This is a genomic window from Cohnella terricola, from assembly GCF_007786475.1.
GTDB classification, from domain to species: Bacteria; Bacillota; Bacilli; order Paenibacillales; family Paenibacillaceae; genus Cohnella; species Cohnella terricola.
In genome coordinates this window covers 36,976-56,058 of sequence record NZ_VNJJ01000023.1, presented here as the reverse complement: position 1 = coordinate 56,058, position 19,083 = coordinate 36,976, and the positions used below count along the sequence as shown (strand labels likewise).

Annotated in this window: 24 protein-coding genes and 1 pseudogene; 18 read left to right on the top strand and 7 right to left on the bottom strand. The window is 50.7% G+C overall.

Features of this window, described 5'->3' with window-relative positions:
• Nucleotides 1-358 precede the first annotated feature (358 nt).
• The 4 genes from FPZ45_RS23845 to FPZ45_RS23830 form a co-directional block, all read right to left on the bottom strand.
• Nucleotides 359-1,213, bottom strand: a complete 855-nt coding sequence (locus tag FPZ45_RS23845) for an SDR family oxidoreductase (protein WP_144707158.1) — start codon at nucleotides 1,211-1,213, stop codon at nucleotides 359-361.
• 23 nt (nucleotides 1,214-1,236) lie between these two features.
• The gene (uxuA, locus tag FPZ45_RS23840; protein ID WP_144707157.1) at nucleotides 1,237-2,304 is read right to left on the bottom strand and encodes a mannonate dehydratase; all 1,068 of its coding nucleotides are present in this window, start codon (nucleotides 2,302-2,304) and stop codon (nucleotides 1,237-1,239) included.
• 19 nt (nucleotides 2,305-2,323) lie between these two features.
• The gene (locus FPZ45_RS23835; protein ID WP_144707168.1) at nucleotides 2,324-2,983 is read right to left on the bottom strand and encodes a GntR family transcriptional regulator; all 660 of its coding nucleotides are present in this window, start codon (nucleotides 2,981-2,983) and stop codon (nucleotides 2,324-2,326) included.
• A 128-nt stretch (nucleotides 2,984-3,111) separates the two neighbouring features.
• Entirely contained in the window at nucleotides 3,112-3,846 is a 735-nt protein-coding gene (locus tag FPZ45_RS23830) for a ZIP family metal transporter (RefSeq protein WP_144707156.1), read from the bottom strand.
• 93 nt (nucleotides 3,847-3,939) lie between these two features.
• Here FPZ45_RS23830 and FPZ45_RS23825 point away from each other — a divergent pair.
• A pseudogene (locus FPZ45_RS23825) lies at nucleotides 3,940-4,116 on the top strand (NUDIX domain-containing protein); the annotation flags it as partial.
• Here FPZ45_RS23825 and FPZ45_RS23820 read toward each other — a convergent pair.
• Nucleotides 4,116-5,024, bottom strand: a complete 909-nt coding sequence (locus tag FPZ45_RS23820; RefSeq protein ID WP_144707154.1) for a LysR family transcriptional regulator — start codon at nucleotides 5,022-5,024, stop codon at nucleotides 4,116-4,118. The pseudogene FPZ45_RS23825 and the gene FPZ45_RS23820 overlap by 1 nt on opposite strands.
• 157 nt (nucleotides 5,025-5,181) lie before the next feature.
• Between FPZ45_RS23820 and FPZ45_RS23815 the strand changes: the two genes are divergently transcribed.
• The 3 genes from FPZ45_RS23815 to FPZ45_RS23805 all read left to right on the top strand — a co-directional run bounded on the left by FPZ45_RS23815 (nucleotide 5,182) and on the right by FPZ45_RS23805 (nucleotide 7,443).
• Entirely contained in the window at nucleotides 5,182-6,228 is a 1,047-nt protein-coding gene (locus tag FPZ45_RS23815) for a YeiH family protein (RefSeq protein WP_144707153.1), read from the top strand.
• Between the two features lie 84 nt (nucleotides 6,229-6,312).
• Nucleotides 6,313-7,164: an ornithine carbamoyltransferase gene (locus FPZ45_RS23810; protein ID WP_144707152.1), complete on the top strand. Its 852-nt coding sequence runs from the start codon at nucleotides 6,313-6,315 to the stop codon at nucleotides 7,162-7,164.
• A 21-nt stretch (nucleotides 7,165-7,185) separates the two neighbouring features.
• Nucleotides 7,186-7,443 (top strand): DUF2164 domain-containing protein, encoded by a 258-nt coding sequence (locus tag FPZ45_RS23805; protein ID WP_144707151.1) that lies wholly within the window; start codon nucleotides 7,186-7,188, stop codon nucleotides 7,441-7,443.
• Here the strand turns inward: FPZ45_RS23805 and FPZ45_RS23800 are convergent.
• Entirely contained in the window at nucleotides 7,435-7,905 is a 471-nt protein-coding gene (locus tag FPZ45_RS23800; RefSeq protein ID WP_144707150.1) for a hypothetical protein, read from the bottom strand. The two genes, FPZ45_RS23805 and FPZ45_RS23800, sit on opposite strands and share 9 nt — an antisense overlap.
• 116 nt (nucleotides 7,906-8,021) lie before the next feature.
• On the opposite strand from FPZ45_RS23800, the gene FPZ45_RS23795 reads away from it, so the two are divergent.
• From FPZ45_RS23795 to FPZ45_RS23745, 12 genes are all read left to right on the top strand, one after another.
• Nucleotides 8,022-8,579 carry a GNAT family N-acetyltransferase gene (locus FPZ45_RS23795; protein WP_222430809.1) on the top strand — a complete coding sequence of 186 codons (558 nt, stop codon included), beginning with the start codon at nucleotides 8,022-8,024 and terminating at the stop codon, nucleotides 8,577-8,579.
• Nucleotides 8,580-8,611: 32 nt separating this feature from the next.
• The gene (locus FPZ45_RS23790; protein WP_144707149.1) at nucleotides 8,612-9,067 is read left to right on the top strand and encodes an NUDIX domain-containing protein; all 456 of its coding nucleotides are present in this window, start codon (nucleotides 8,612-8,614) and stop codon (nucleotides 9,065-9,067) included.
• Between the two features lie 55 nt (nucleotides 9,068-9,122).
• Nucleotides 9,123-9,521 carry a hypothetical protein gene (locus FPZ45_RS23785; protein WP_144707148.1) on the top strand — a complete coding sequence of 133 codons (399 nt, stop codon included), beginning with the start codon at nucleotides 9,123-9,125 and terminating at the stop codon, nucleotides 9,519-9,521.
• A 36-nt stretch (nucleotides 9,522-9,557) separates the two neighbouring features.
• The gene (locus FPZ45_RS23780; RefSeq protein WP_144707147.1) at nucleotides 9,558-10,016 is read left to right on the top strand and encodes a GNAT family N-acetyltransferase; all 459 of its coding nucleotides are present in this window, start codon (nucleotides 9,558-9,560) and stop codon (nucleotides 10,014-10,016) included.
• Nucleotides 10,017-10,044: 28 nt separating this feature from the next.
• Entirely contained in the window at nucleotides 10,045-10,473 is a 429-nt protein-coding gene (locus tag FPZ45_RS23775; RefSeq protein ID WP_144707146.1) for a GNAT family N-acetyltransferase, read from the top strand.
• Nucleotides 10,474-10,656: 183 nt separating this feature from the next.
• The gene (locus FPZ45_RS23770; protein ID WP_144707145.1) at nucleotides 10,657-12,606 is read left to right on the top strand and encodes a heavy metal translocating P-type ATPase; all 1,950 of its coding nucleotides are present in this window, start codon (nucleotides 10,657-10,659) and stop codon (nucleotides 12,604-12,606) included.
• 382 nt (nucleotides 12,607-12,988) lie between these two features.
• Nucleotides 12,989-13,165 (top strand): hypothetical protein, encoded by a 177-nt coding sequence (locus FPZ45_RS25465; RefSeq protein WP_186438541.1) that lies wholly within the window; start codon nucleotides 12,989-12,991, stop codon nucleotides 13,163-13,165.
• 543 nt (nucleotides 13,166-13,708) lie between these two features.
• Complete coding sequence (locus FPZ45_RS23765) at nucleotides 13,709-14,497, top strand: ABC transporter ATP-binding protein (protein ID WP_144707166.1); 789 nt, start codon at nucleotides 13,709-13,711, stop codon at nucleotides 14,495-14,497.
• Between the two features lie 109 nt (nucleotides 14,498-14,606).
• Nucleotides 14,607-14,918, top strand: a complete 312-nt coding sequence (locus FPZ45_RS23760; protein WP_144707144.1) for a DUF4870 domain-containing protein — start codon at nucleotides 14,607-14,609, stop codon at nucleotides 14,916-14,918.
• 268 nt (nucleotides 14,919-15,186) lie between these two features.
• On the top strand, nucleotides 15,187-15,585 hold the full coding sequence (locus FPZ45_RS23755; protein WP_144707143.1) for an RDD family protein: 399 nt from the start codon (nucleotides 15,187-15,189) through the stop codon (nucleotides 15,583-15,585).
• Nucleotides 15,586-15,615: 30 nt separating this feature from the next.
• Nucleotides 15,616-16,431, top strand: a complete 816-nt coding sequence (locus FPZ45_RS23750; protein WP_144707142.1) for a GNAT family N-acetyltransferase — start codon at nucleotides 15,616-15,618, stop codon at nucleotides 16,429-16,431.
• A gap of 18 nt (nucleotides 16,432-16,449) precedes the next feature.
• A complete protein-coding gene (locus FPZ45_RS23745) occupies nucleotides 16,450-16,992 on the top strand; it encodes a DUF1697 domain-containing protein (RefSeq protein WP_144707141.1) in 543 nt (180 codons plus the stop codon).
• Here the strand turns inward: FPZ45_RS23745 and FPZ45_RS23740 are convergent, their stop codons facing one another.
• Nucleotides 16,993-17,586: a CGNR zinc finger domain-containing protein gene (locus FPZ45_RS23740; RefSeq protein WP_144707140.1), complete on the bottom strand. Its 594-nt coding sequence runs from the start codon at nucleotides 17,584-17,586 to the stop codon at nucleotides 16,993-16,995.
• A 154-nt stretch (nucleotides 17,587-17,740) separates the two neighbouring features.
• On the opposite strand from FPZ45_RS23740, the gene FPZ45_RS23735 reads away from it, so the two are divergent.
• Nucleotides 17,741-18,232 carry a DinB family protein gene (locus FPZ45_RS23735; RefSeq protein WP_144707139.1) on the top strand — a complete coding sequence of 164 codons (492 nt, stop codon included), beginning with the start codon at nucleotides 17,741-17,743 and terminating at the stop codon, nucleotides 18,230-18,232.
• A gap of 217 nt (nucleotides 18,233-18,449) precedes the next feature.
• On the top strand, nucleotides 18,450-18,962 hold the full coding sequence (locus FPZ45_RS23730; RefSeq protein WP_144707138.1) for a hypothetical protein: 513 nt from the start codon (nucleotides 18,450-18,452) through the stop codon (nucleotides 18,960-18,962).
• Nucleotides 18,963-19,083: the final 121 nt, after the last annotated feature.

The window sequence follows — 19,083 nt, the reverse complement described above, 5'->3', positions numbered from 1 at the left end:
TTCTCCATAATGGAGTAGACTTTTTCAAGAAGGCCGCCTCATTTCGGTGTTTGTAGGGGTACAAACACTTTACCGAATGGGCGGCCTTTTTTCTACTTTTTTTGGTTAATCAACACGCTTGGGCGAAACCTAACTAAATCGTGCGAAATGGGGGAAACGCGCCTGTAGTCCGGCGAAACCTAACTAAATCGTGCGAAATGGGGGAAACGCGCCTGTAGTCCGGCGAAACCTAACTAAATCGTGCGAAATGGGGGAAACGCGCCTGTAATCCGGCGAAACCTAACTAAATCGTGGACAACAAATCATAAAAAAGCTGCCCCGAGGTCGTCAGTCGAACCTAACGGGGCAGCTCCTGCGATTAGACTCCCGCGTAAGCGAGAAAACCGCCGTCAACGGGAACGGTCGTCCCGGTGACGAAGCCGGACATACGGGCATCCACCAGCCAGAGCAACGTGCCAAGAAGATCCTCGGGTTTACCGAAACGGCGCATCGGCGTGTGCATAATGATTTTATTAGACCGGTCGGTGAGCGAGCCGTCTTCTTTGAGCAGCAGTTTCTCGTTCTGCTTCGTCAAGAAGAACCCCGGAGCGATCGCGTTGACGCGAATGCCGCTCTCGGCGAGATGAACGGCCAGCCATTGCGTGAAATTCTCGATCGCAGCCTTGGCCGCGCTATAGGCGGGCACCTTTGTCATAGGCGAAGGTGCGCTCATCGAGGATATGTTGATTACCGTCGCGCCTTCCTTGCCGAGCATTTGCTTCACGAACAGCTGCGTCGGAATCAAGCTTCCGACAAAGTTAAGGTCGAACACATGGCGGAATCCGTCTACGCTCAATCCGAAGAACGTCGTAATGTCCGGATTGTTCTCGTCTTCCGGTCGAAAGATTTCATTCGTCGTGTTCGCGCTGGGGTGATTGCCGCCCGCGCCGTTAATCAAGATATCGCAAGAGCCAAGCTGCTTCATGACAATCTCCGCTGCATGGCTGACGCTGGCCGTATCTGTGACATCGCAGGCGACCGCAATGGCTTCGCCGCCGGCAGCTTGAATTTCTGCCGCGACTTCCAACCCTTTGGCCTCGGTGCGGTTCAGGATGGCGATGCGGGAGCCTTGGCGGGCAAGTTCCATCGCCATTACCCGGCATAATACGCCGGCGCCGCCCGTAATGACGACGACTTTGCCTTTAAGCGAAGGGTGGAGCATTAGTTCGGACATCGCAATTCTACCGCCTTTACTCTCTAAGAATTTTTGTTCTTGCTGTACGCATCCCATAAACCCCATAAGTACATAATGCCGAGCGCGCGGTCATACAAACCGTATCCCGGCCGGGACTGTTCGTTCCAGAGGTGCCGTCCGTGATCGGGGCGGCAGAATCCGGTAAAGTTGTTCTGATGGAACGCCTGCACGATGCCCGAGATATCGACCGTCCCGTCTTGCGTCCGGTGCGAGGTCTCGATGAAGTCGCCGTTTTCGTACACACGAACATTGCGAATGTGCGCGAAAGGAATACGGTCCGCGAATTCGTGAACCATCGCTATGATATCGTTGTTCGGGTTGGCGCCGAGCGAACCGCTGCACAGCGTGATACCGTTATACGGGCTATCGTGAAGCTTTAAGAATCGGCGAAGATTCTCCTGGCCTGTCATAATGCGCGGAAGACCGAAGATCGACCACGGCGGATCGTCCGGATGAATCGCCATTCGAATATCGTTCGCGGCGGCCGTCGGAATGATCTCATCGAGGAAGTATTTAAGGTTGTCCCACAGATGTTCTTCGGTCACGTTGCGATAAGCCTCGAACAGTTCCGTCACACGTTCCAGACGTTCAGGTTCCCAGCCCGGCATCGATAAATCGGGATTTTCGTTGATCCGTTTCACCATCTCGAACAAGTCGAGATTGGCAGTTCGGCTTTGCTCGAAGAAAAGGGCGGTCGAACCGTCTTCTAACGGCTTGCGCAGCTCGGTTCTCGTCCAATCGAATACGGGCATGAAGTTGTAGCAGATCACCTTGACGCCGGCTTTCGCCAGGCTGGCGATCGTTTTCTTATAATTGTCGATGTACAAGTCTCTGCTTGGCAGCCCGAGCTTGATATCCTCATGGATGTTGACGCTTTCCACAACTTGAATATGGAATCCGGCTTGCTCGGCTTTCGCTTTGACCTCCATGATTTTATCGAGCGGCCATTCTTCGCCGGCGGGAATGTCGTGTAGCGCCCATACGATTCCTTCGACTCCGGGAATTTGTTTAATCTGCTCCAAGGTAACGGTATCGTTGTTTTCCCCGAACCATCGGAATACCATTTTCATCTGTCTCTCGCTCCTCTGATTATTTGAAGTAATGAGGATACTTTTGTTTCAGCAGCGCCTGGTCGGTAATCGTAAGGTGCAGATGCTCGTTCATCAGCCTCTCCGCGAGAACGGCATCCTTCTTCTCGATAGCGTCAGCCATCAGTTGATGCTGTTTAAATAGATTGTGCCAGTTGTAATCCGCTACGAGCCGCAACATTCGGGTTCGGTTCAAGTGGACGTTGATCTGTTGGATAACTGCCCAAGTATTCAGCTTCCTGCAGCCTTCGAAGATCAACAGATGGAAGTTTTCGTCAAGCTCGAACATCTTCTTGTAGTCTTGATCCTCGATACAAGCTTGTTGCAGCAGCAGATTACGGCGAAGCGCTTTCAGTTGCTCGGGAGGGAAGCTGTCGCAAGCCAAACGAATAATCGCGCACTCCAACTGTTCGCGGATGAATCGCGCCTCTTCCACTAATTCCAAGTCGATCAGCGACACGACCGTTCCGCGTTGAGGGTAAATATCGAGCAGACCCTCTTGCGATAGCCGGACGAAGCTTTCTCTAACGGGCGTCCTGCTCGTATTGAATTGCAGAGAAATCTCGTTCTCCGAAATACTGGTACCCGGGGGGAGCTCGATACCGATGATTTTGTCTTTTAGCGTTTGATACACGACATCCCGAGCGGAACTGATCTGCATTGTATTCGAACGACGAATGATATCACCCCCGAAAATTAAATTTGATACGACCATACTACCATACTTGTATGGTAGTATGGTAGCAAAATTGTAAACGCTTTTAAAACACACTTCTATTAGAGCCGCCGCTATCTTAACAGCTCTGTCATACCGATCATCGTGAGCAATCCGAGAATGAAGGAGAATGTAGCAAACCTTTCGTTCCCATCGCCATGGCTTTCCGGAATCAACTCTTTGTAGACCACGAATAGCATCGCTCCGGCCGCGAAGGCAAGCCCGTAAGGGACAACGCCCGCGAAGCTCCCCGCAAAAACGTAACCGACCCAGCAGAACAACAGTTCAATCAATCCCGTGAACGCCGCCAGCAGTATCGCCAGCCACTTTCGGATCTCTCGAGAAATCAGAAACAGGGCAATGAGAAATCCTTCGGGAATATTTTGCAGTCCGATACTCAATGCGACAACAGCCCCCAAGTCTTGGTTGGAGCTCCCGTAGCTTACGCCTACAGACAGGCCCTCGGGCAAATTATGAAGCGCCATCGCGGCTAGAAACAGAGCCGAGCTTCCGACATCTGAAGACGACCGACCGGAGTGTCCGGGGTCTTCATGGGGGACGAACTTTTCCATGATGGTGAGAATGAATGTACCTAGCAGAATTCCCGTGGAGAGAACGAATAAGTTCGATAGCTTCAAGGCTGAGGGGATTAACCCATAAGTTGACGCGGATACCATGATTCCGGCCGTGAACGCGAGCAGTACATCCTTGCCGCGATGCGTTACACGGGTGAACAGCAGCGCGGGCAGAGCGCCTATAGCCGTACATAACGCTGTCGCCAAAGTGCTCATTAGAATGATTGAACTCATACAAGCCTCCCGATGCGGACATGCTATTTCATTAGCATATGAAGGCTTTGCGAGAACTTTCCTCTTCATTAAGCTCCGGTTTTTGCTACAATTATCCGCGGAGTCGTGTTTAAGGAGAACAAAATATTGCTGGTCAAGGAAAAGATCGATGGAGCTTGGGCTTTGCCGGGGGGATGGGCGGATATTGGGCTATCGCCCAAAGAAGTCGCCGTCAAAGAAGTTAAAGAAGAGTCCGGCTTAGATATCGAACCGATCCGTTTGCTGGCAGTTTAACCATTAGGATTAATGATCGTCGATTCAGAATCCGACTTCAGCTTTTGCATGAATGCTTTCATCGCCATCGTAAGAGAGGTTTGTTTGCTATAGATGATCGAGAAGTCGCGGGTGAACCGTTTGCCTCTAAGCGGGATTTTGCTGATTTCGCCATTGCTCAATTCTTTGCGTACGACCCAATTGGACAAGATCGCGATGCCGAGTCCCGACGCGACGGCTTCCTTCACGCCTTGGCTGCTGTTAAAGATGTAAGAGCGATTCATTTCCAGCCCTTCATTCCTCAGAAAATCCTCGTTGAATGCACGCGTGCCCGATCCCGTTTCCCTTAGAATCCATGTCTGGTTTTGCAGCATGTCCGGTTTCACGGAACGTTGAGTCGACAAAAGGTGATCGGGGTGCGCGACCAAGATCAAGTCGTCTTTCATAAAAGGGCTCGTTTCAAATTCCGACAGAGCCACGCTTCCTTCCACCAGCCCCAAATCCAGCTCATTGTGACGAACGCCTTGCGCAATCTCCTCCGTATTACCGATCGTAATCTGTACGTCTACTTGCGGGTGCTGCTTGACGAACGACGCCAAGAACCGGGGCAATAGGTATTCTCCGATCGTCAAGCTTGCTCCGATCTTCAGCAATCCGGCCACCACGTCTTCAAGCAGATGGATTTGCTCCTTGGCTTCGTCGTGAAGGGATAGAATCCGCTTGGCATAAGCATAGAGCACGTCGCCCGCGGCGGTTGTTTTGACGAGTTTTGGCGAGCGATAGAGAAGCTTCGCCCCATATTCGAATTCCAAATTCCGGATATGCAGACTGACGCTCGGCTGGGATAAATTCAAAATCTCCCCGGCGCGGGAGAAGTTTCTCTGCTCGACGACGGCGACGAATACTTTTAAGATGTCTACGATCATGGCGTTCATTCCCTGTTCTTAAGTTTAATCATTAGTTTTTTTAATGATACAAATAGCATATCCGTATTTCCCTTCCGAAGGAAAGCCTTTTATAGTGAGACTCAAGAAAAAAGTTCGCCACACATCGGGTCAACTGGGCAGGGGAGTGGTTTTCATCATGGTTCAAGCGGAAACGTACATCATCGAAAACAAACGGCAACACCATGTAGGCTTTGCTACCGGCATAGGTTTAACGTTATTGATCGCATTGGCGTCTAAATATTTATCCGAATTGCCGATCATAAGCGTGATGGGGCAGCTAGTTATCGCGATTCTGATTGGAATCTTATGGAGGGCCGGTCATGGCGTATCGTCGCAGATTGCGGTGGGGACGAACTTTGCCAGCAAAAAACTGCTTCGATTCGGCATTATTTTGCTTGGCATGCGTCTGGATTGGACGGATATCGCGCAAGCGGGGCCGAAGGTTTTCCTCATCGCCGTAATCGTCATCGCGTTTACGTTGTCGGCAGTTTACGGTTTTGCACGCCTGTTTAAGGTCGAGAAACGTCTGGGCATCTTAACGGCATGCGGAACCGCGATCTGCGGCGCGGCGGCTGTCGTCGCAATTGCTCCGCAAATTAAAGCGAACGACGAGGAAACCGCGATCGGGGCTGCGACGGTAGCGATTCTGGGAACGATCTTTACGTTGATCTACACGATACTTTATCCGGTGTTGGGCTTATCGCCTCATAGTTTCGGAATCTTCTCCGGCGCGACGCTGCACGAGATTGCCCACGTCATCGCCGCGGCTGCGCCCGTCGGCAGCGAAGCCGTCGATATGGCGGTTGTGATCAAGTTAACTCGCGTCGCCTTGCTCGTTCCGGTCGCGATCGTCATCGGAGTTTGGGCAAACCGCTCGGAACGCCGCTCACGCGAAGACCGAAGCGGTTCGTCGTGGAAGTCGGTGCCAATCCCTTGGTTTATTCTCGGATTCCTGATTGTTAGCGGCATTCACTCGTCAGGCGTCGTTTCGGACGCGGTCGCCGGGGACGTCGTCGTCCTTGCTTATATGCTGCTAGCGATGGCGATGGCCGGTTTAGGCCTGAACGTCGACTTGGCTGCGTTCAAGAGGTTCGGTATGAGAACGTTCGCCGCCGGATCGATCGGTTCGGTGCTGTTGTCGGGTTTAGGGTATGCGCTTGTGCGGTTGTTCAATCTCTCGTAATTCGATAAATCATGCAGACTAGGCGATACTTGCTTCATGCATCCATTTAATTTGGTAAAATGATGCAGAGGGGAGGGCCGATAGATGCACTTGTTGGATATAGAGGGCTTATCCGAGCAGCGGATCCTGGAACTGTTCGATATGGCAAGACGATTAAAAAGCGGGGGCTGCGGAAAGCCGCTTAGCGGAAAAGATTTCGTCCTGTTTTTTCCGGAGGCGAGCCTTCGCACGAGAATCACTTTTGAAAAAGGGATCGGGGAGCTCGGCGGCAGATGCATTTTATTTCCTCCCGAAACGTTGGACAAGCGAGAAGCGCCGCAAGACGTCATACGGTATCTAGAAAAGTGGGCTGACGGAATCGTTGTTAGACACCCAGATTTATCGAAGCTGAGAGAATTGGCGAGCTTCTCCGCGATTCCGGTCATCAATGCCATGACTTCGGCGAATCATCCTTGCGAAATCCTCTCCGATTTATTTTCTTTAAGCGAACTGAGGCAGGACTATAGAGATCTGGTTTACGCTTTCGTGGGACCGGCGGGCAATATCGCCCGGTCATGGGTCGAAGCGGCGCGAGTCCTCGATTTACGGTTGAAGCACATTTGTACGGAGGATAACCGTCTCGATGACGATCATCGGAATTATTCGTTTTCGACGGATCTGGAGACAGCACTTAAAGGCGTCGACGTTGTATTAACGGATTCTCTGCCGACGGTCTTATGCAATAACGAGTACATTCATCGCTATCAAATCACGTTGGAGAGAATGCGAATGGCCAATCCGGGATCGTTGCTGAACTCATGCCCGCCGTTTTTTAGAGGCGAAGAAGTGAGCCGGGAAGTGATCGATTCCGAGTTCTTCGTCGGGTATTCTTTTAAAAGAAATTTGATTTACGTACAGCAAGCGGTTATTCTAAGCAGCCTAGGAATTCAAATTTGATGACGATTTGAGGGAAAACGAATGCAACTAACGATCAAACTGTCCAAAGAACAAAAAGCGGATCTTGTCGGAAGCGTTCAAGCCTACTTCGAAGAGGAACGGTCGGAATCGATAGGCGAGCTTGGGGCGGGTCAATTCATCGACTTTATGATCAAAGAGCTCGGCCCTTACATCTATAATCAGGCGATCGAAGATTCTAGGAAACTGATCATGGATAAAATGAATCAGTTGGACGATGAACTCTATACGCTCGAGAAGCCGACGATGACTTCAAGGTAGGAGTTGTTCCGACGGAGCCGATTCCTCGAGCGATTCAGCCCGAAGGTTCATTTTCCTCATCATGGACTCCGCGTCCGGTTTGAGAACGACAATCGTGAACTTACCGGAGGAGACGTAGAAGACCAGCGCTTTTGCGTTTTGATTAGGCTCCAGGTAAACATAGACTTCCTTAATCCGATCGGAGTAGATCGAATCGGGAATGGCAATGGGCGAAGCGAACGGCACGTGAGCGATCCATCCGGATCGAGGTTCGAGCGTATATCCTCCGTAATGGGAAGGAGAGTCTTCAAGCGCTTGGATGACGTTCTGTTGCACGTCGGGAGTTAAACGCGTGGCGAGAACGACTTTTTCTTGTTTAACGCTAAACACCGATACGACCGAACGAGACTCTTTTTCGGGAACGTCGTTAACGGCTGGCGCCAACAAGATCACAAGGAGCATAACCAGCTTGGCATGGAACATGGGATCACCTCGCCTTATTTATGTCCAACTTCGCATACGCACATAAGCTCCGCTCGAGAGGAACAAAACAGGCCTATTAGGCGTATATGTTCGTAGATGACAGGAGGCCCAGTTTTATGATTCAGGATGATTACGTTACCCATCGATTAATATTGCGGACGCTAGGCGAGGACGGGGCGTCTCAGGTGCTCGATTACGTCACCCGGAACAAAGAGTTCCTGCAGCCATGGGAGCCGCTCAGATCGCCGGATTTCTATTCGCTTGATGCACAGCGGGAAATGTTACGGTTCGACCGTGAATGCATCGATCAGGGGATATTGTTCAAGGTTTGGATATCCAAACAGTCGGATCCGGAAAGGATTATCGGCTCCGTATCGTTGAGCAATATCGTGAGAGGTGTATTTCTCTCGTGCCATGTCGGCTACAAGCTGGATGCCCGCGAACTGAACAAAGGGTATATGAGCGAGGCTCTGGAGAAAGTGGCGGGAATCGCATTCCAGCAGCTGGGACTGCACCGCCTGGAAGCGAACATCATGCCGCGCAACGCGGCATCCCTGCGCATTGCAGAGAAGGCGGGGTTCCAGCCCGAGGGATTGGCGAAGAAGTATTTGAAGATTAACGGAAAGTGGGAAGACCACATCCATATGACTCTTCTGAATGAAGATATGGAATAGAGTCGCAAAACCTATAAAGGAGAAGCAAACCTATGAGACCGATCAGAAACTCCGCGAAAGCGCTCATTATCCAGGACGGCCGCGTTCTTCTTACGAAGAATAAAGACAACGACGGCTTTTTTTATCTTTTTCCGGGCGGGGGACAAGAAAAAGGGGAAGAACTGAAGGATGCCGTTGTGAGGGAGTGCATCGAAGAAATCGGCTGCAGGGTTAATGTGCAGGACTTGGTTTTTGTCCGGGAATATATCGGGAAGAATCACCAGTTCGCCGAGTGGGATCACGATTATCATCAGGTCGAGTTTTATTTCGAGTGCATGATCGAGCCCGGCGAAGCCGTAGGCAAAGGAACGAATCCGGACAACGCCCAGGTCGATGTCGAATGGATCGAAATTTCCAAGCTATCCGACATTAGAATTTATCCTGCGGCACTCATCGAGAAACTCGCGCAGGGATCATATAAACCTTGTTACATCGGAGATACGAATTAAGAGAAACGGAACATCCGACGAATGTTGCTATCTTTTAATAAGGACGTGACCTGGAATGAGAGCCTTGTTGGTCATATTTGTAGCTATGCTGCTCCTTCAAGGATGCGGCGAAAAAACAACGTCGTCGAGGTATCTGGACGAGGATTCGTATCATGGCGATGAGAAAGCGATCATCGGCCTCATCAACTCTCGGATCAAGTATATTTCGGATGACGATCTTGAATCTTATATGAAATTGTTCGTTCCAGACAGTCCGATAAACGGAATGCCGAAGTATAAGATTCAGACCGTCCGGCTTACCGGCGAGTTCAAGATCGGCAAGTACAGCAACTATTCGTTAGCGGTCGTGCCGACTGAAGAAGTGTTCGAGGAGTACGGAGCAACGAATTTGCAATATGTGTTTATTAAGATGGACGGCGCGAACGAGGAATGGAAAATCGCGGATATCGATTAGAGGCTGCCGTTCATACCACGAATGAGGCATGGAACAATGAATCTTAGCATTAGGCTTTTGGACGAGAACGACGATATTCCTTACGATCTTCTTTTGTTAGCGGACCCGTCCAAGAAGTTGGTGGATGAGTACCTGCAAAGGGGTTATTGTTACGTAGCTCATCGCAATGGCGAGCTCGTCGGGGAATTCGTGCTGATTCGAACGCATCCCTGCACGGTAGAGATCGTGAACATCACCGTAAACGAACTATATCAGGGAATAGGAATCGGACGATCATTAGTATTGAGGGCGATCGATGAAGCGAAGGTTTTGGGTGCCAAGACGATTGAAATCGGCACGGCCAATTCGAGCTTCAAGCAATTGAAACTATATCAAAGCTGCGGGTTCAGAATGGTCGGCGTCGACATCGGCTTTTTCGAACGCCATTACGAGGAAGAACTTTATGAGGATGGACTGCGGGCAATAGATATGGTAAGACTAAGAATAGAGATGTAATGCTGCGAGAAATGGAAGTGCGTACTCAATGTTAATTGATTTGAAAGAGCGTTTGGACGACGCGGAAGTTAAAGAGGTTTTGGAATATTGCGTATACCCGGATCCTGAGAAGCTCGAGGCTGCGATTGAGGCCTATAAGGCGGATCCGGGATTGGAGCTGTACGGGCATGAAGAGGAGGGCGAGCTGATCGGCGTTGCCGGATTTCGAATGGACTCGGAAGGCCAATTGAACATCGAGCATATCGCTGTGGCCCCGAACCACCGGGGGTTAGGTTATGGACGCGGCCTGATTCTGGAAACGATCGAGATCAAGAGTCCTGCCATTATCGTCGCTGAAACCGATGAGGAATCCGTTAATTTCTACAGGAGCATCGGATTCGAGATCGAAAGCCTTGGCGAGATTTATCCGGGTGTTGAACGGTTTAAGTGTATTTATACGGTTGAGCCGGAAGAATAATTTCTCCCTTTATTTTTATCGATTATTAGATTATAATGATTATAAATAAAGCTCCTCACCACAAGTTAATAAATATGACGAGAGTTTTCTCTTGCTTAACATGCTGCTCCCAGACGGAGCAGCATGTGTCATTTTAAGGGTGATAATAATGGGAGTCATTCTCAATGGAAAGGGTGTTCAACAATGAACCATGCCATTCAGCAGGTAAACGAAAGCACCGAACAACAACAGATTCGGCAAGACGGAGCAGCCGGGAAAATGGAACTTTTGAAGCGATACGGGGAAGGAATTGCGGCGCTCGCGAGCGGTTTGATAATCGCGATCGCATATATGCTGGAGAACGCATCTCATCCTTGGGCCATCGCTCTTTACGTCGCCGCATTCGCCATCGGCGGGTTCGTTAAAGCAAAGGAAGGTTTAAGTACGCTCATTCTCGAGCGGGATTTGGACGTCAATCTTCTGATGATCGTTGCCGCCATCGGCGCGGCGAGCATAGGTTACTGGACGGAAGGCGCGGTCCTGATCTTTATCTTCTCTCTCAGCGGCGCGCTCGAGACGTATACGATGGACCGGAGCAGCCGGGACATCTCATCCTTGATGGACCAGAAACCGGAGTCGGGCATTCTGATCAAGGACGGCGTCGAGACGATCGTGCCGATCGAAGCGTTGAAAGAAGGAGATATCGTACTTGTAAAACCAGGGGAACGTATCCCGTCCGACGGCGTTGTTACTGAAGGAGCTTCGGCCGTTAACCAAGCTTCCATTACGGGAGAGTCGGTTCCGGTTGACAAAACGATGGGCGATTCCGTATACGCAGGTACACTTAACGGAGAAGGCGTGCTGTTCATCGAAGTGACTCAAGAAAGCGAGTCGACGCTGTTCGCCAAGATTATTCGTCTTGTTCAAGAAGCGCAAAGCGAGAAGCCGGCTTCTCAGAAGTTCATGGAGCGTTTCGAGCGTCTCTACGCGCGCGCGATCATTTTGATTTCCCTGCTGCTGATCTTCGTACCACCGTTGCTGCTGCATTACGAATGGGAGCAGGCTTTTTACAAGGCCATGGTATTCCTGGTCGTCGCATCCCCATGCGCGCTAGTCGCTTCCATCATGCCCGCCATGCTGTCGGCGATCTCCAACGGCGCGAGAAAAGGGATCCTGTTCAAAGGAGGCGCCCATCTGGAGAATCTCGCAGGCGTCAAAGCGATCGCATTCGATAAAACGGGAACCTTGACGCAAGGTAGACCGGTCGTGACCGACATCATGCCGCTCCCCGGTTATGAAGAAAGCGAGGTTCTGCGTATCGCCGCGTCCATGGAGAGCTTGTCGGGGCATCCGCTGGCCAAAGCGATCGTGTTGGCTGCGCGGGAGCGGGAAATATCCTACCATCGCCCGACGGACTTCACCGCACTTACGGGATGGGGAATACAAGCCAAGGTGGATGGGGAGCAGTGGAAAGTCGGTAAACCCGCTCTGCTTAGCGAGCAGAACCGGACGGAAAGTTTGACAACCATGATTGAACGATTGGAACGAGAAGGGAAAACCGTTTCGATCTTAATGAATGAGCAGGGGGCGGTTGGCGTCTTCGCGTTACGCGATCAGGTTCGCCCGGAAGCGAAACTAGCAATCGCAAGATTGAAGCGGATCGGCATGGAGATTGCCATGCTGACGGGGGATCAGGAACGTACCGCTCGCGCGATCGGGCAAGAACTCGGCATTGACCATGTTTACGCTGGCTTGCTGCCGGAAGATAAAGTCGAGAAGGTGAAAGAACTGAAGCAGCGCTACGGCAAAATTGCGATGGTAGGCGACGGTGTGAACGATGCTCCGGCATTGGCGACGGCTAGCGTCGGCATAGCGATGGGCGCGGCCGGAAGTGACGCCGCTCTGGAGACGGCAGATCTCGTGCTGATGAACGACGATACCGGCCGAATTGCCGACGCGATCGTGCTAGGCAAGCGTTCGAGAACGATCATCAAGCAAAATATTGCGTTCGCGCTGAGCGTAATCTTGCTGCTCATTGCCGCGAATTTCATCGAGGGAATCGCGCTCCCGTTAGGCGTCGTGGGCCACGAGGGAAGTACGATCCTCGTCATTCTCAACGGATTAAGGCTTCTTCGGCAACGTGAGATCTTTTAATAGAGACTTAATTATGAAGGGGGAGCGCCTGTGCGCTTCCCTTTATTTTTACGTTGGGAACCGATAACGATAGAGAACATCGCTAATAACGGTGCTTGGTTCGAAAAGTAAACCATTTACGATGCAAAACATCGTTGTCGAAGACACGACTTGGCCAAAGATCCAAATATTCGGCGAATAACGATCAAGAACATCGCTTTTGCGCAGTTAAACAGAGAGAATAATGAGAACAGCGATGTTAAACATCTTTATCGTAGTAAACCTGAACGTTAACGTGGTGCGTCGAGTAGATGTTATTGATCTCAGGTGCCTCTGTTTACTTGATTTCCGAAATCGGTTATAATAGTGATAATGATTATCATGATCGTTAAGGGGATCGACGATGAGTATTCTTCTACCGGCAATGACCGTTATATTAATTGCGATCGGAGCGCTCTGTCTATTCGCTGCGATGAGCAACGCTGAGCGAGCGCGCGTGAGTCGTACAGCCACATGGAAGGATCGCCGTTCAACGCGGGAATTCGGTGTGCAAGGGATTGCGTGGAAAGCCAGAGAATAGATGTCCTGTTGCGGCGAGACCTGCAGCGAATTTTACGATTCGTTGCTGCGCTTCGCCGTTTTTTAATACGTTAATATGCGCGTGTGAAATGCCTGATGACGGTCGGGCATCACCAATCCACCGATTATATTCGAAATTTCAGATACAAATCGTAATTTTGGGCTCGAACCTTGGGAGTATATACGAAAAATCATACACATTGCGTGCTCCACACCTCAAATCCACCGATTGTATTCGAAAATTCAGATATAAATCGTAATTTTGGGCACAGAACCTGGGAATATATACGAAAAATCATACACATATCGCGGTCAGCAGAGGACGCTTCGTGAGAAATAGTACCGTGTGGCGGGCTTAATTGGTCATTGGAGTTTGGTTTGTGTGTCATAGTACCGTGTGGCGAGCATATTTTGGTCGTGGATGTTATGTTTTTTTGTAAGATGATTGTATGCTCGTCATTTGACGTGGTATGATTTTCTTAAACATCTGATGATAAGATGTAATGTTCAGAGAGCATTAAGCGGAGGAGAGAATAGAATGACGATGAATCATGCTATCGCACTCGAAGATGTAAGTTGGAAACGCGACGGAAAGACGATTCTCGAGCACATTGATTGGAGCGTCGCCAAGGGTGAGCACTGGGCTTTGCTTGGCTTGAACGGCTCTGGTAAAACGACGATTCTCAATATCGTAAACGGGTATATATGGCCGAGCAAAGGAAAAGTCGAAGTTCTGGGAGAAGAGTTCGGGAGCGTAGATCTTAGGGAACTGCGCAAAAAAATCGGCTGGGTCAGCACGTCGCTCCAAGAAAAGCTATACGCGACGGATAAGACGCAACACGTTGTCATCAGCGGCAAACACGCCTCGATCGGCCTGTACGAGAAACCGACAGAGGAAGATTTCGAGAAGGCCGCCACTCTGATGAAACGGCTTTCCTGTTTTCATCTCTACGATCGGCCTTATCAATCCTGCTCGCAAGGTGAGAAGCAGAAGGTGCTGATCGCGAGGGCGCTGATGGCGTCCCCCGAATTGTTGATTCTGGACGAAGCGACGAACGGGCTGGATTTTCTGTCGAGGGAAAGCCTGCTAGCTAGCATTAGCGAGCTCGCTCAAAGCCCGAATGCCCCGACGATGCTGTTCGTGACGCATCATATCGAAGAGATTCTTCCCGTGTTCAGTCGATCCCTATTGATCCGGCGCGGAGAAATTTTCGCGCAAGGTCCATCGCGCGAAGTGTTGACCAGCGAAACGTTGTCTTCGTTCTTCGAGACCGGCGTACAGGTCGATTGGAAAAGTGATCGTGCGTGGCTGTCTATTCCACAACCCGAATAAGATCGCGGAGCGAGTCGAAAATTGAAAAATACGACTATAGTAACTAGCGGCATACTAATTTATAGATTATTGTAAAACATGGTAAATCCAATTGAAGAGGTGCTGTCAAATGAATTCCACCGAAACGGATATTCAACAAAACAAAGGAATGGCCATTCTTGCTTATATTTTGTTCTTCGTACCATTATTGGCGGCGAAAGAATCGGCGTTTGCTCAATACCATGCAAAACAAGGATTAAATCTATTTCTACTGGCGCTTGCTTCGAACATCGTATTAGGGATCATACCGATCATCGGCTGGATCCTGGTTCCGTTTGCGAATCTGTTCGTATTGGGACTTGTCATAATCGGAATTATGGCAGCGGCTAACGGCCAGGAGAAACCGTTGCCGTTGATTGGGAAATATCAGATTTTGAAGTAGGCAGGGACATCGCCTGGACAACCATTTTCTTGCGACCGTTGTTGACTGGCTTACGATTCTGCGCAATGATAACAGCGTCATTTCCGGAAGGTTGCTAGACGCTTGGGTTTATCCGACGGAAAAGCTCGCCCGACACGGCGGGCTTTCGCCATCTTCGCGGAGGGCAATTGCTTCTGGACGTACGCAATAGGAGTCATGATTCTAGAACGGCGGGCAAGTCGAATAAGACTGATATAGGCTTATTAAATTTTGCCGGTTCAAGAGGAGGATGTTTATGAACGCAGGGTTCTGGATTCGGCTCGGAGCGATACTGCTCGACGGCTTGATTATCGGGTTGCCTGTGGCGTTGATCTTGATGCTGATTACGGGAAATGGGTTTGGGGAGGAGCGGATCTCGAACTTCCTTTCAATGCTCTATTCTATACTTGTACCGGTCATCTGGGGCGGGTATACGGTCGGTAAGAAAATATGCGGTATCCGAATCGTCAAGCTTGACGGTGAGCCGCCGGGTATCGGGACGATGCTGATGCGGCACTTCGTCGGTGGTCTGGTGTACGGCATTACGTGCGGCATCGCGGTGATCGTCAGCGCGTTCATGGTCGGTCTGCGCGAGGATAAACGATCGATTCACGATCTGATCGCGGGCACCGAAGTCGTGCATGATTAATCGTTCGGTACTCTTCTTCGGGAGGGCTTTATGTTTGATGGAAGAGCTTCACTAGCGTTGATCGAAGCGATCGCGCGTTCCGAGACCGAATATATGACGGATCGAATGGAAGCCATTCGGGAGAGGCCCGGTAACCCCGAACAAGTGGATATCGGGCGTTTCGGCAACGCCGTATGCTTTTATAGCGGAACGATGCCTTGGGCTTCGTTCAATACGGTAAAAGGCTTACGCGGAGAAGATGCAGACCTTCTCGAAGAGATCGTCGATTTCTATCGTTCCAGAGCTAGAAGCCCGCAATTCGAGATCGTGCCTTCGCTTGCCGATCAGCGGCTTATGAAGCGGTTATCGGAGCTAGGATTCTATCAATCGGGATTCCATGCCTCCATGTATGCGGAAGCTCCTCCGGGGGACACTTCACATGAGACTGCAATTCAAATCCGGGAACTGCGTGCAGACGAATTCGAGCTGTACGCAGCTATTCATTGCAGAGGGACGGGCCTACCGGACAACGGTATTCCGCCAGTTGCCGCGAATAACCAAGTGCTGTATGGACGCCCCGGTTGGAAGTTCTTTGTCGCGGAATGGGACCATATGCCGGCAGCGGTCGGCGTCATGCATATGAAGGGAGAAGTCGCATCGCTTACGTTCGCTGCGACGCTCTCTGAGTTCCGCAACCGGGGACTTCAACAAGCACTGCTGCGGAGAAGGATCGCGGATGCCGCAAGCAACGGATGCCGTCTCGTCGTAAGCCAGTGCGCTTTTCTCTCGCAGAGTCAGCGCAATATGGAACGCGCCGGAATGCGAATTGGCTACGTCAGGGCGTCTTGGACGGCTATTGAGAATTAAAACGGGGGGCAAACGCGAGTGCAAACTTACATAGCCCTGCTGCGAGGAATCAACGTCGCCGGGCAGAAGAAAATCAAGATGGACGCTCTCAAGTCCGTATTCGAGCACTTGAATCTGTTAAACGTGCGAACGTATATCCAAAGCGGGAACGTACTGTTCGAGAGCGGGGAGACGGACGATGCGGCGCTTGCCGATCAGATCGAACGGGGGATCGCAGAGGCGTTCGGATTTCAGGTTCCGGTCGTTCTGCGAACCGCGGAACAATTGACGGACGTCGTTCGGAGGAACCCCTATGAGCTGGACGGGAGGCCGGAAACCGATTCCCTCTACGTCACTTTTCTCCAAACGATTCCGTCCGAAGAATCTGTCGCAAGCTGCCTTGCTCTTCGAAACGAGATCGACGAGTTTATCATCGATGGACGCGAGGTGTATGTCCTTATCCATAAGAGCTACGGAGAGAGCAAGTTCTCCAACAATTTTATGGAAAAGAAGTTAAAAACGGTCGCCACGACGAGAAACTGGGAGACTGTCAACAAGTTGCTCGGCATGTCCGAGCAATGATCAGCGTTCTGAATCGTCCGAGGATTCGCGGGAGCTAACGGCAGCCGCGGCCTCGGCTTTTTTGCGTGCGCGGAAACGGCGAACTTTCATCAGATTACCGCACATTTTATCGTCGCAATACCGTTTGGATCGATTGCGGGTATCGTCGTAGTAAACCCACAGGCAATTCGGATTATCGCAGAATCGGATTCGCGAAGGCTCGCCCTCTGCTAGCATCTGCGAGAAAGAAGAGGAGATTTCCGCTTCTATCGCTGTCCACCCTTCATCGACCGCTACCAGCCCTAAGATGTACCGGCCTTCCCCCGCGATCTCAAGACGGCGGATGACTTGCCCAAGCGCCATTCGTTCATTAAGGGCATCCATATCCGCGTCTTCGGGCATGAGCTTGTCTACGAACGCTTTCGACATTCGATATAGACGTTCTCTGAGTTTTTTTAGCGAGGCTATTTGCTCAGCGTCGGGAAGGCGATCGGCTCGCAGCCGGTGCCTCTGCATCCACTCGTGGATCCACTCTGGATTCTCGAGCTGATCGTCTACTTTGCCGTCGCCCCGCCAATCGCGATGCAAACTATTCATGAAGTCGTCCCATAACATTTTACCGAACCTCCGCTCATTTCCTTCTAAGATTGTAACACTTAAAAGTAGATCTTGCTAGTTACTTGACTTCGTCAAGCGCACCATGTTACATTGTCCGTGTAACCAGTGAAATGTATTATAATAGTTACATATCAATGAGGAGGAAAACGAGATGAGCCGTAAACATTTGTTGTTGCACGGATGGGACAGCGCCTACGAGAAAGAAGCGTGGTATCCTCCGTTAACGGACTCGCTTAGCGGGATTACGAAAGAACAAGCGCTCTGGAAACCGCAGGGGGAGCCCGCGAATTCGATTTGGGAGAACGTATCCCATCTCATTTTCTACAAGGAAAGATTCCTGAAGCGCTTAACCGGGGAAGAGACCGAGTATCCGACGGGAATCACCAACGATGATACATTCTCGATCGGTGGAGCAACCGACGAGGAGTGGGAGCGAACGTTGTCGAGGCTCAAAGAGGTTCATCTTGGAATTCGCGCCAAGCTGGAAGAGATGGAGGAAGAGCGGCTCGACGAGAAGATTCCTCAGACTCCGATTGGAATTTGGATGACGGATCTCGTCGCGCACGATGCCTACCATACCGGTCAGATCATTTTATTGCGTAAGCTTCAAGGTTCGTGGCCTTCGCGGCGTTCGTTCGAATAGCGGGGGTACAATCCCTAGAGAATTTTAATGAATGCAGCCCTGGATTCCCTGAATAAATTCAAATCCCCGCAATACCTTGACATAGAGGGATTAAACCGGATGAGAAAATTTTAATTTTCATGACGCGGACATGTAACTTTCCGTTTAGTTCAGACGTCTAATGGCTAAAGGAAAGTGAAGGCTGCTGTTACGGGCCCCTGAAGGAGAGAATGCGGTTATGGTCAACAAAATGCTTGTCAGCTTCGTTGCCGTGTTATTCGGGATCATGTCTTTCGGATTCATTCGTGCGAACATTGGCGAATATACGCCCGTTCCCGCGGATCCGAACACGCACGTCGCGTATATCGGCCAAATCTATCACGAGAACGGCGGAATCTATCTCGATGCGGATTTCATAGAGTGGTACGAAGGGGAACAGGCGAACGAGGCGTTCCGGGAGCACGAGCCGGATGCTGATCTGACCGAAGCTCCAGACGGATATTATATCGTGAACGATGACACCGCGACCGAGAAGTTGGCCGTATCGCCGGATGTGAAGGTGTTCATGCAAATCTATAACCGCACGGGAAATATTGCTGAAGCGGATACCCAGTGGAACGAGCGGATCAGCCTTGATCGATTTCTTGCCTTGCTCGCGGACAACGGCGGAATGGATCTCAGAGATTATCCGTATCACCTGACGATAGAGAACGGCGTGATCACGAAGATTGTGCAGCAGTTTATTCCATAACGGATCTTACGGGAGAGAACGTCCCCCTTTGCGGGGACGTTTTTCTATTTAAAATAATCTAAGAAACTCGCTAGATTCGACTGCAACTCCTGAGAGATTCTCTCGTCTAATGGATATACCG

What these genes read in the sequence shown, in the direction of transcription:
- FPZ45_RS23765 (WP_144707166.1), top strand. Translation starts at nt 13,709, where the DNA reads ATGAATCATGCTATCGCACTCGAAGATGTAAGTTGGAAACGCGACGGA.
- FPZ45_RS23845 (WP_144707158.1), bottom strand. Translation starts at nt 1,213, where the DNA reads ATGTCCGAACTAATGCTCCACCCTTCGCTTAAAGGCAAAGTCGTCGTC.
- uxuA (WP_144707157.1), bottom strand. Translation starts at nt 2,304, where the DNA reads ATGAAAATGGTATTCCGATGGTTCGGGGAAAACAACGATACCGTTACC.
- FPZ45_RS23755 (WP_144707143.1), top strand. Translation starts at nt 15,187, where the DNA reads ATGTTTATGAACGCAGGGTTCTGGATTCGGCTCGGAGCGATACTGCTC.
- FPZ45_RS23780 (WP_144707147.1), top strand. Translation starts at nt 9,558, where the DNA reads ATGAATCTTAGCATTAGGCTTTTGGACGAGAACGACGATATTCCTTAC.
- FPZ45_RS23740 (WP_144707140.1), bottom strand. Translation starts at nt 17,586, where the DNA reads ATGTTATGGGACGACTTCATGAATAGTTTGCATCGCGATTGGCGGGGC.
- FPZ45_RS23820 (WP_144707154.1), bottom strand. Translation starts at nt 5,024, where the DNA reads ATGATCGTAGACATCTTAAAAGTATTCGTCGCCGTCGTCGAGCAGAGA.
- FPZ45_RS23810 (WP_144707152.1), top strand. Translation starts at nt 6,313, where the DNA reads ATGCACTTGTTGGATATAGAGGGCTTATCCGAGCAGCGGATCCTGGAA.
- FPZ45_RS23795 (WP_222430809.1), top strand. Translation starts at nt 8,022, where the DNA reads ATGATTCAGGATGATTACGTTACCCATCGATTAATATTGCGGACGCTA.
- FPZ45_RS23750 (WP_144707142.1), top strand. Translation starts at nt 15,616, where the DNA reads ATGTTTGATGGAAGAGCTTCACTAGCGTTGATCGAAGCGATCGCGCGT.
- FPZ45_RS23815 (WP_144707153.1), top strand. Translation starts at nt 5,182, where the DNA reads ATGGTTCAAGCGGAAACGTACATCATCGAAAACAAACGGCAACACCAT.
- FPZ45_RS23835 (WP_144707168.1), bottom strand. Translation starts at nt 2,983, where the DNA reads ATGCAGATCAGTTCCGCTCGGGATGTCGTGTATCAAACGCTAAAAGAC.
- FPZ45_RS23775 (WP_144707146.1), top strand. Translation starts at nt 10,045, where the DNA reads ATGTTAATTGATTTGAAAGAGCGTTTGGACGACGCGGAAGTTAAAGAG.
- FPZ45_RS23790 (WP_144707149.1), top strand. Translation starts at nt 8,612, where the DNA reads ATGAGACCGATCAGAAACTCCGCGAAAGCGCTCATTATCCAGGACGGC.
- FPZ45_RS23770 (WP_144707145.1), top strand. Translation starts at nt 10,657, where the DNA reads ATGAACCATGCCATTCAGCAGGTAAACGAAAGCACCGAACAACAACAG.
- FPZ45_RS23730 (WP_144707138.1), top strand. Translation starts at nt 18,450, where the DNA reads ATGGTCAACAAAATGCTTGTCAGCTTCGTTGCCGTGTTATTCGGGATC.
- FPZ45_RS23760 (WP_144707144.1), top strand. Translation starts at nt 14,607, where the DNA reads ATGAATTCCACCGAAACGGATATTCAACAAAACAAAGGAATGGCCATT.
- FPZ45_RS23785 (WP_144707148.1), top strand. Translation starts at nt 9,123, where the DNA reads ATGAGAGCCTTGTTGGTCATATTTGTAGCTATGCTGCTCCTTCAAGGA.
- FPZ45_RS25465 (WP_186438541.1), top strand. Translation starts at nt 12,989, where the DNA reads ATGAGTATTCTTCTACCGGCAATGACCGTTATATTAATTGCGATCGGA.
- FPZ45_RS23800 (WP_144707150.1), bottom strand. Translation starts at nt 7,905, where the DNA reads ATGTTCCATGCCAAGCTGGTTATGCTCCTTGTGATCTTGTTGGCGCCA.
- FPZ45_RS23805 (WP_144707151.1), top strand. Translation starts at nt 7,186, where the DNA reads ATGCAACTAACGATCAAACTGTCCAAAGAACAAAAAGCGGATCTTGTC.
- FPZ45_RS23830 (WP_144707156.1), bottom strand. Translation starts at nt 3,846, where the DNA reads ATGAGTTCAATCATTCTAATGAGCACTTTGGCGACAGCGTTATGTACG.
- FPZ45_RS23735 (WP_144707139.1), top strand. Translation starts at nt 17,741, where the DNA reads ATGAGCCGTAAACATTTGTTGTTGCACGGATGGGACAGCGCCTACGAG.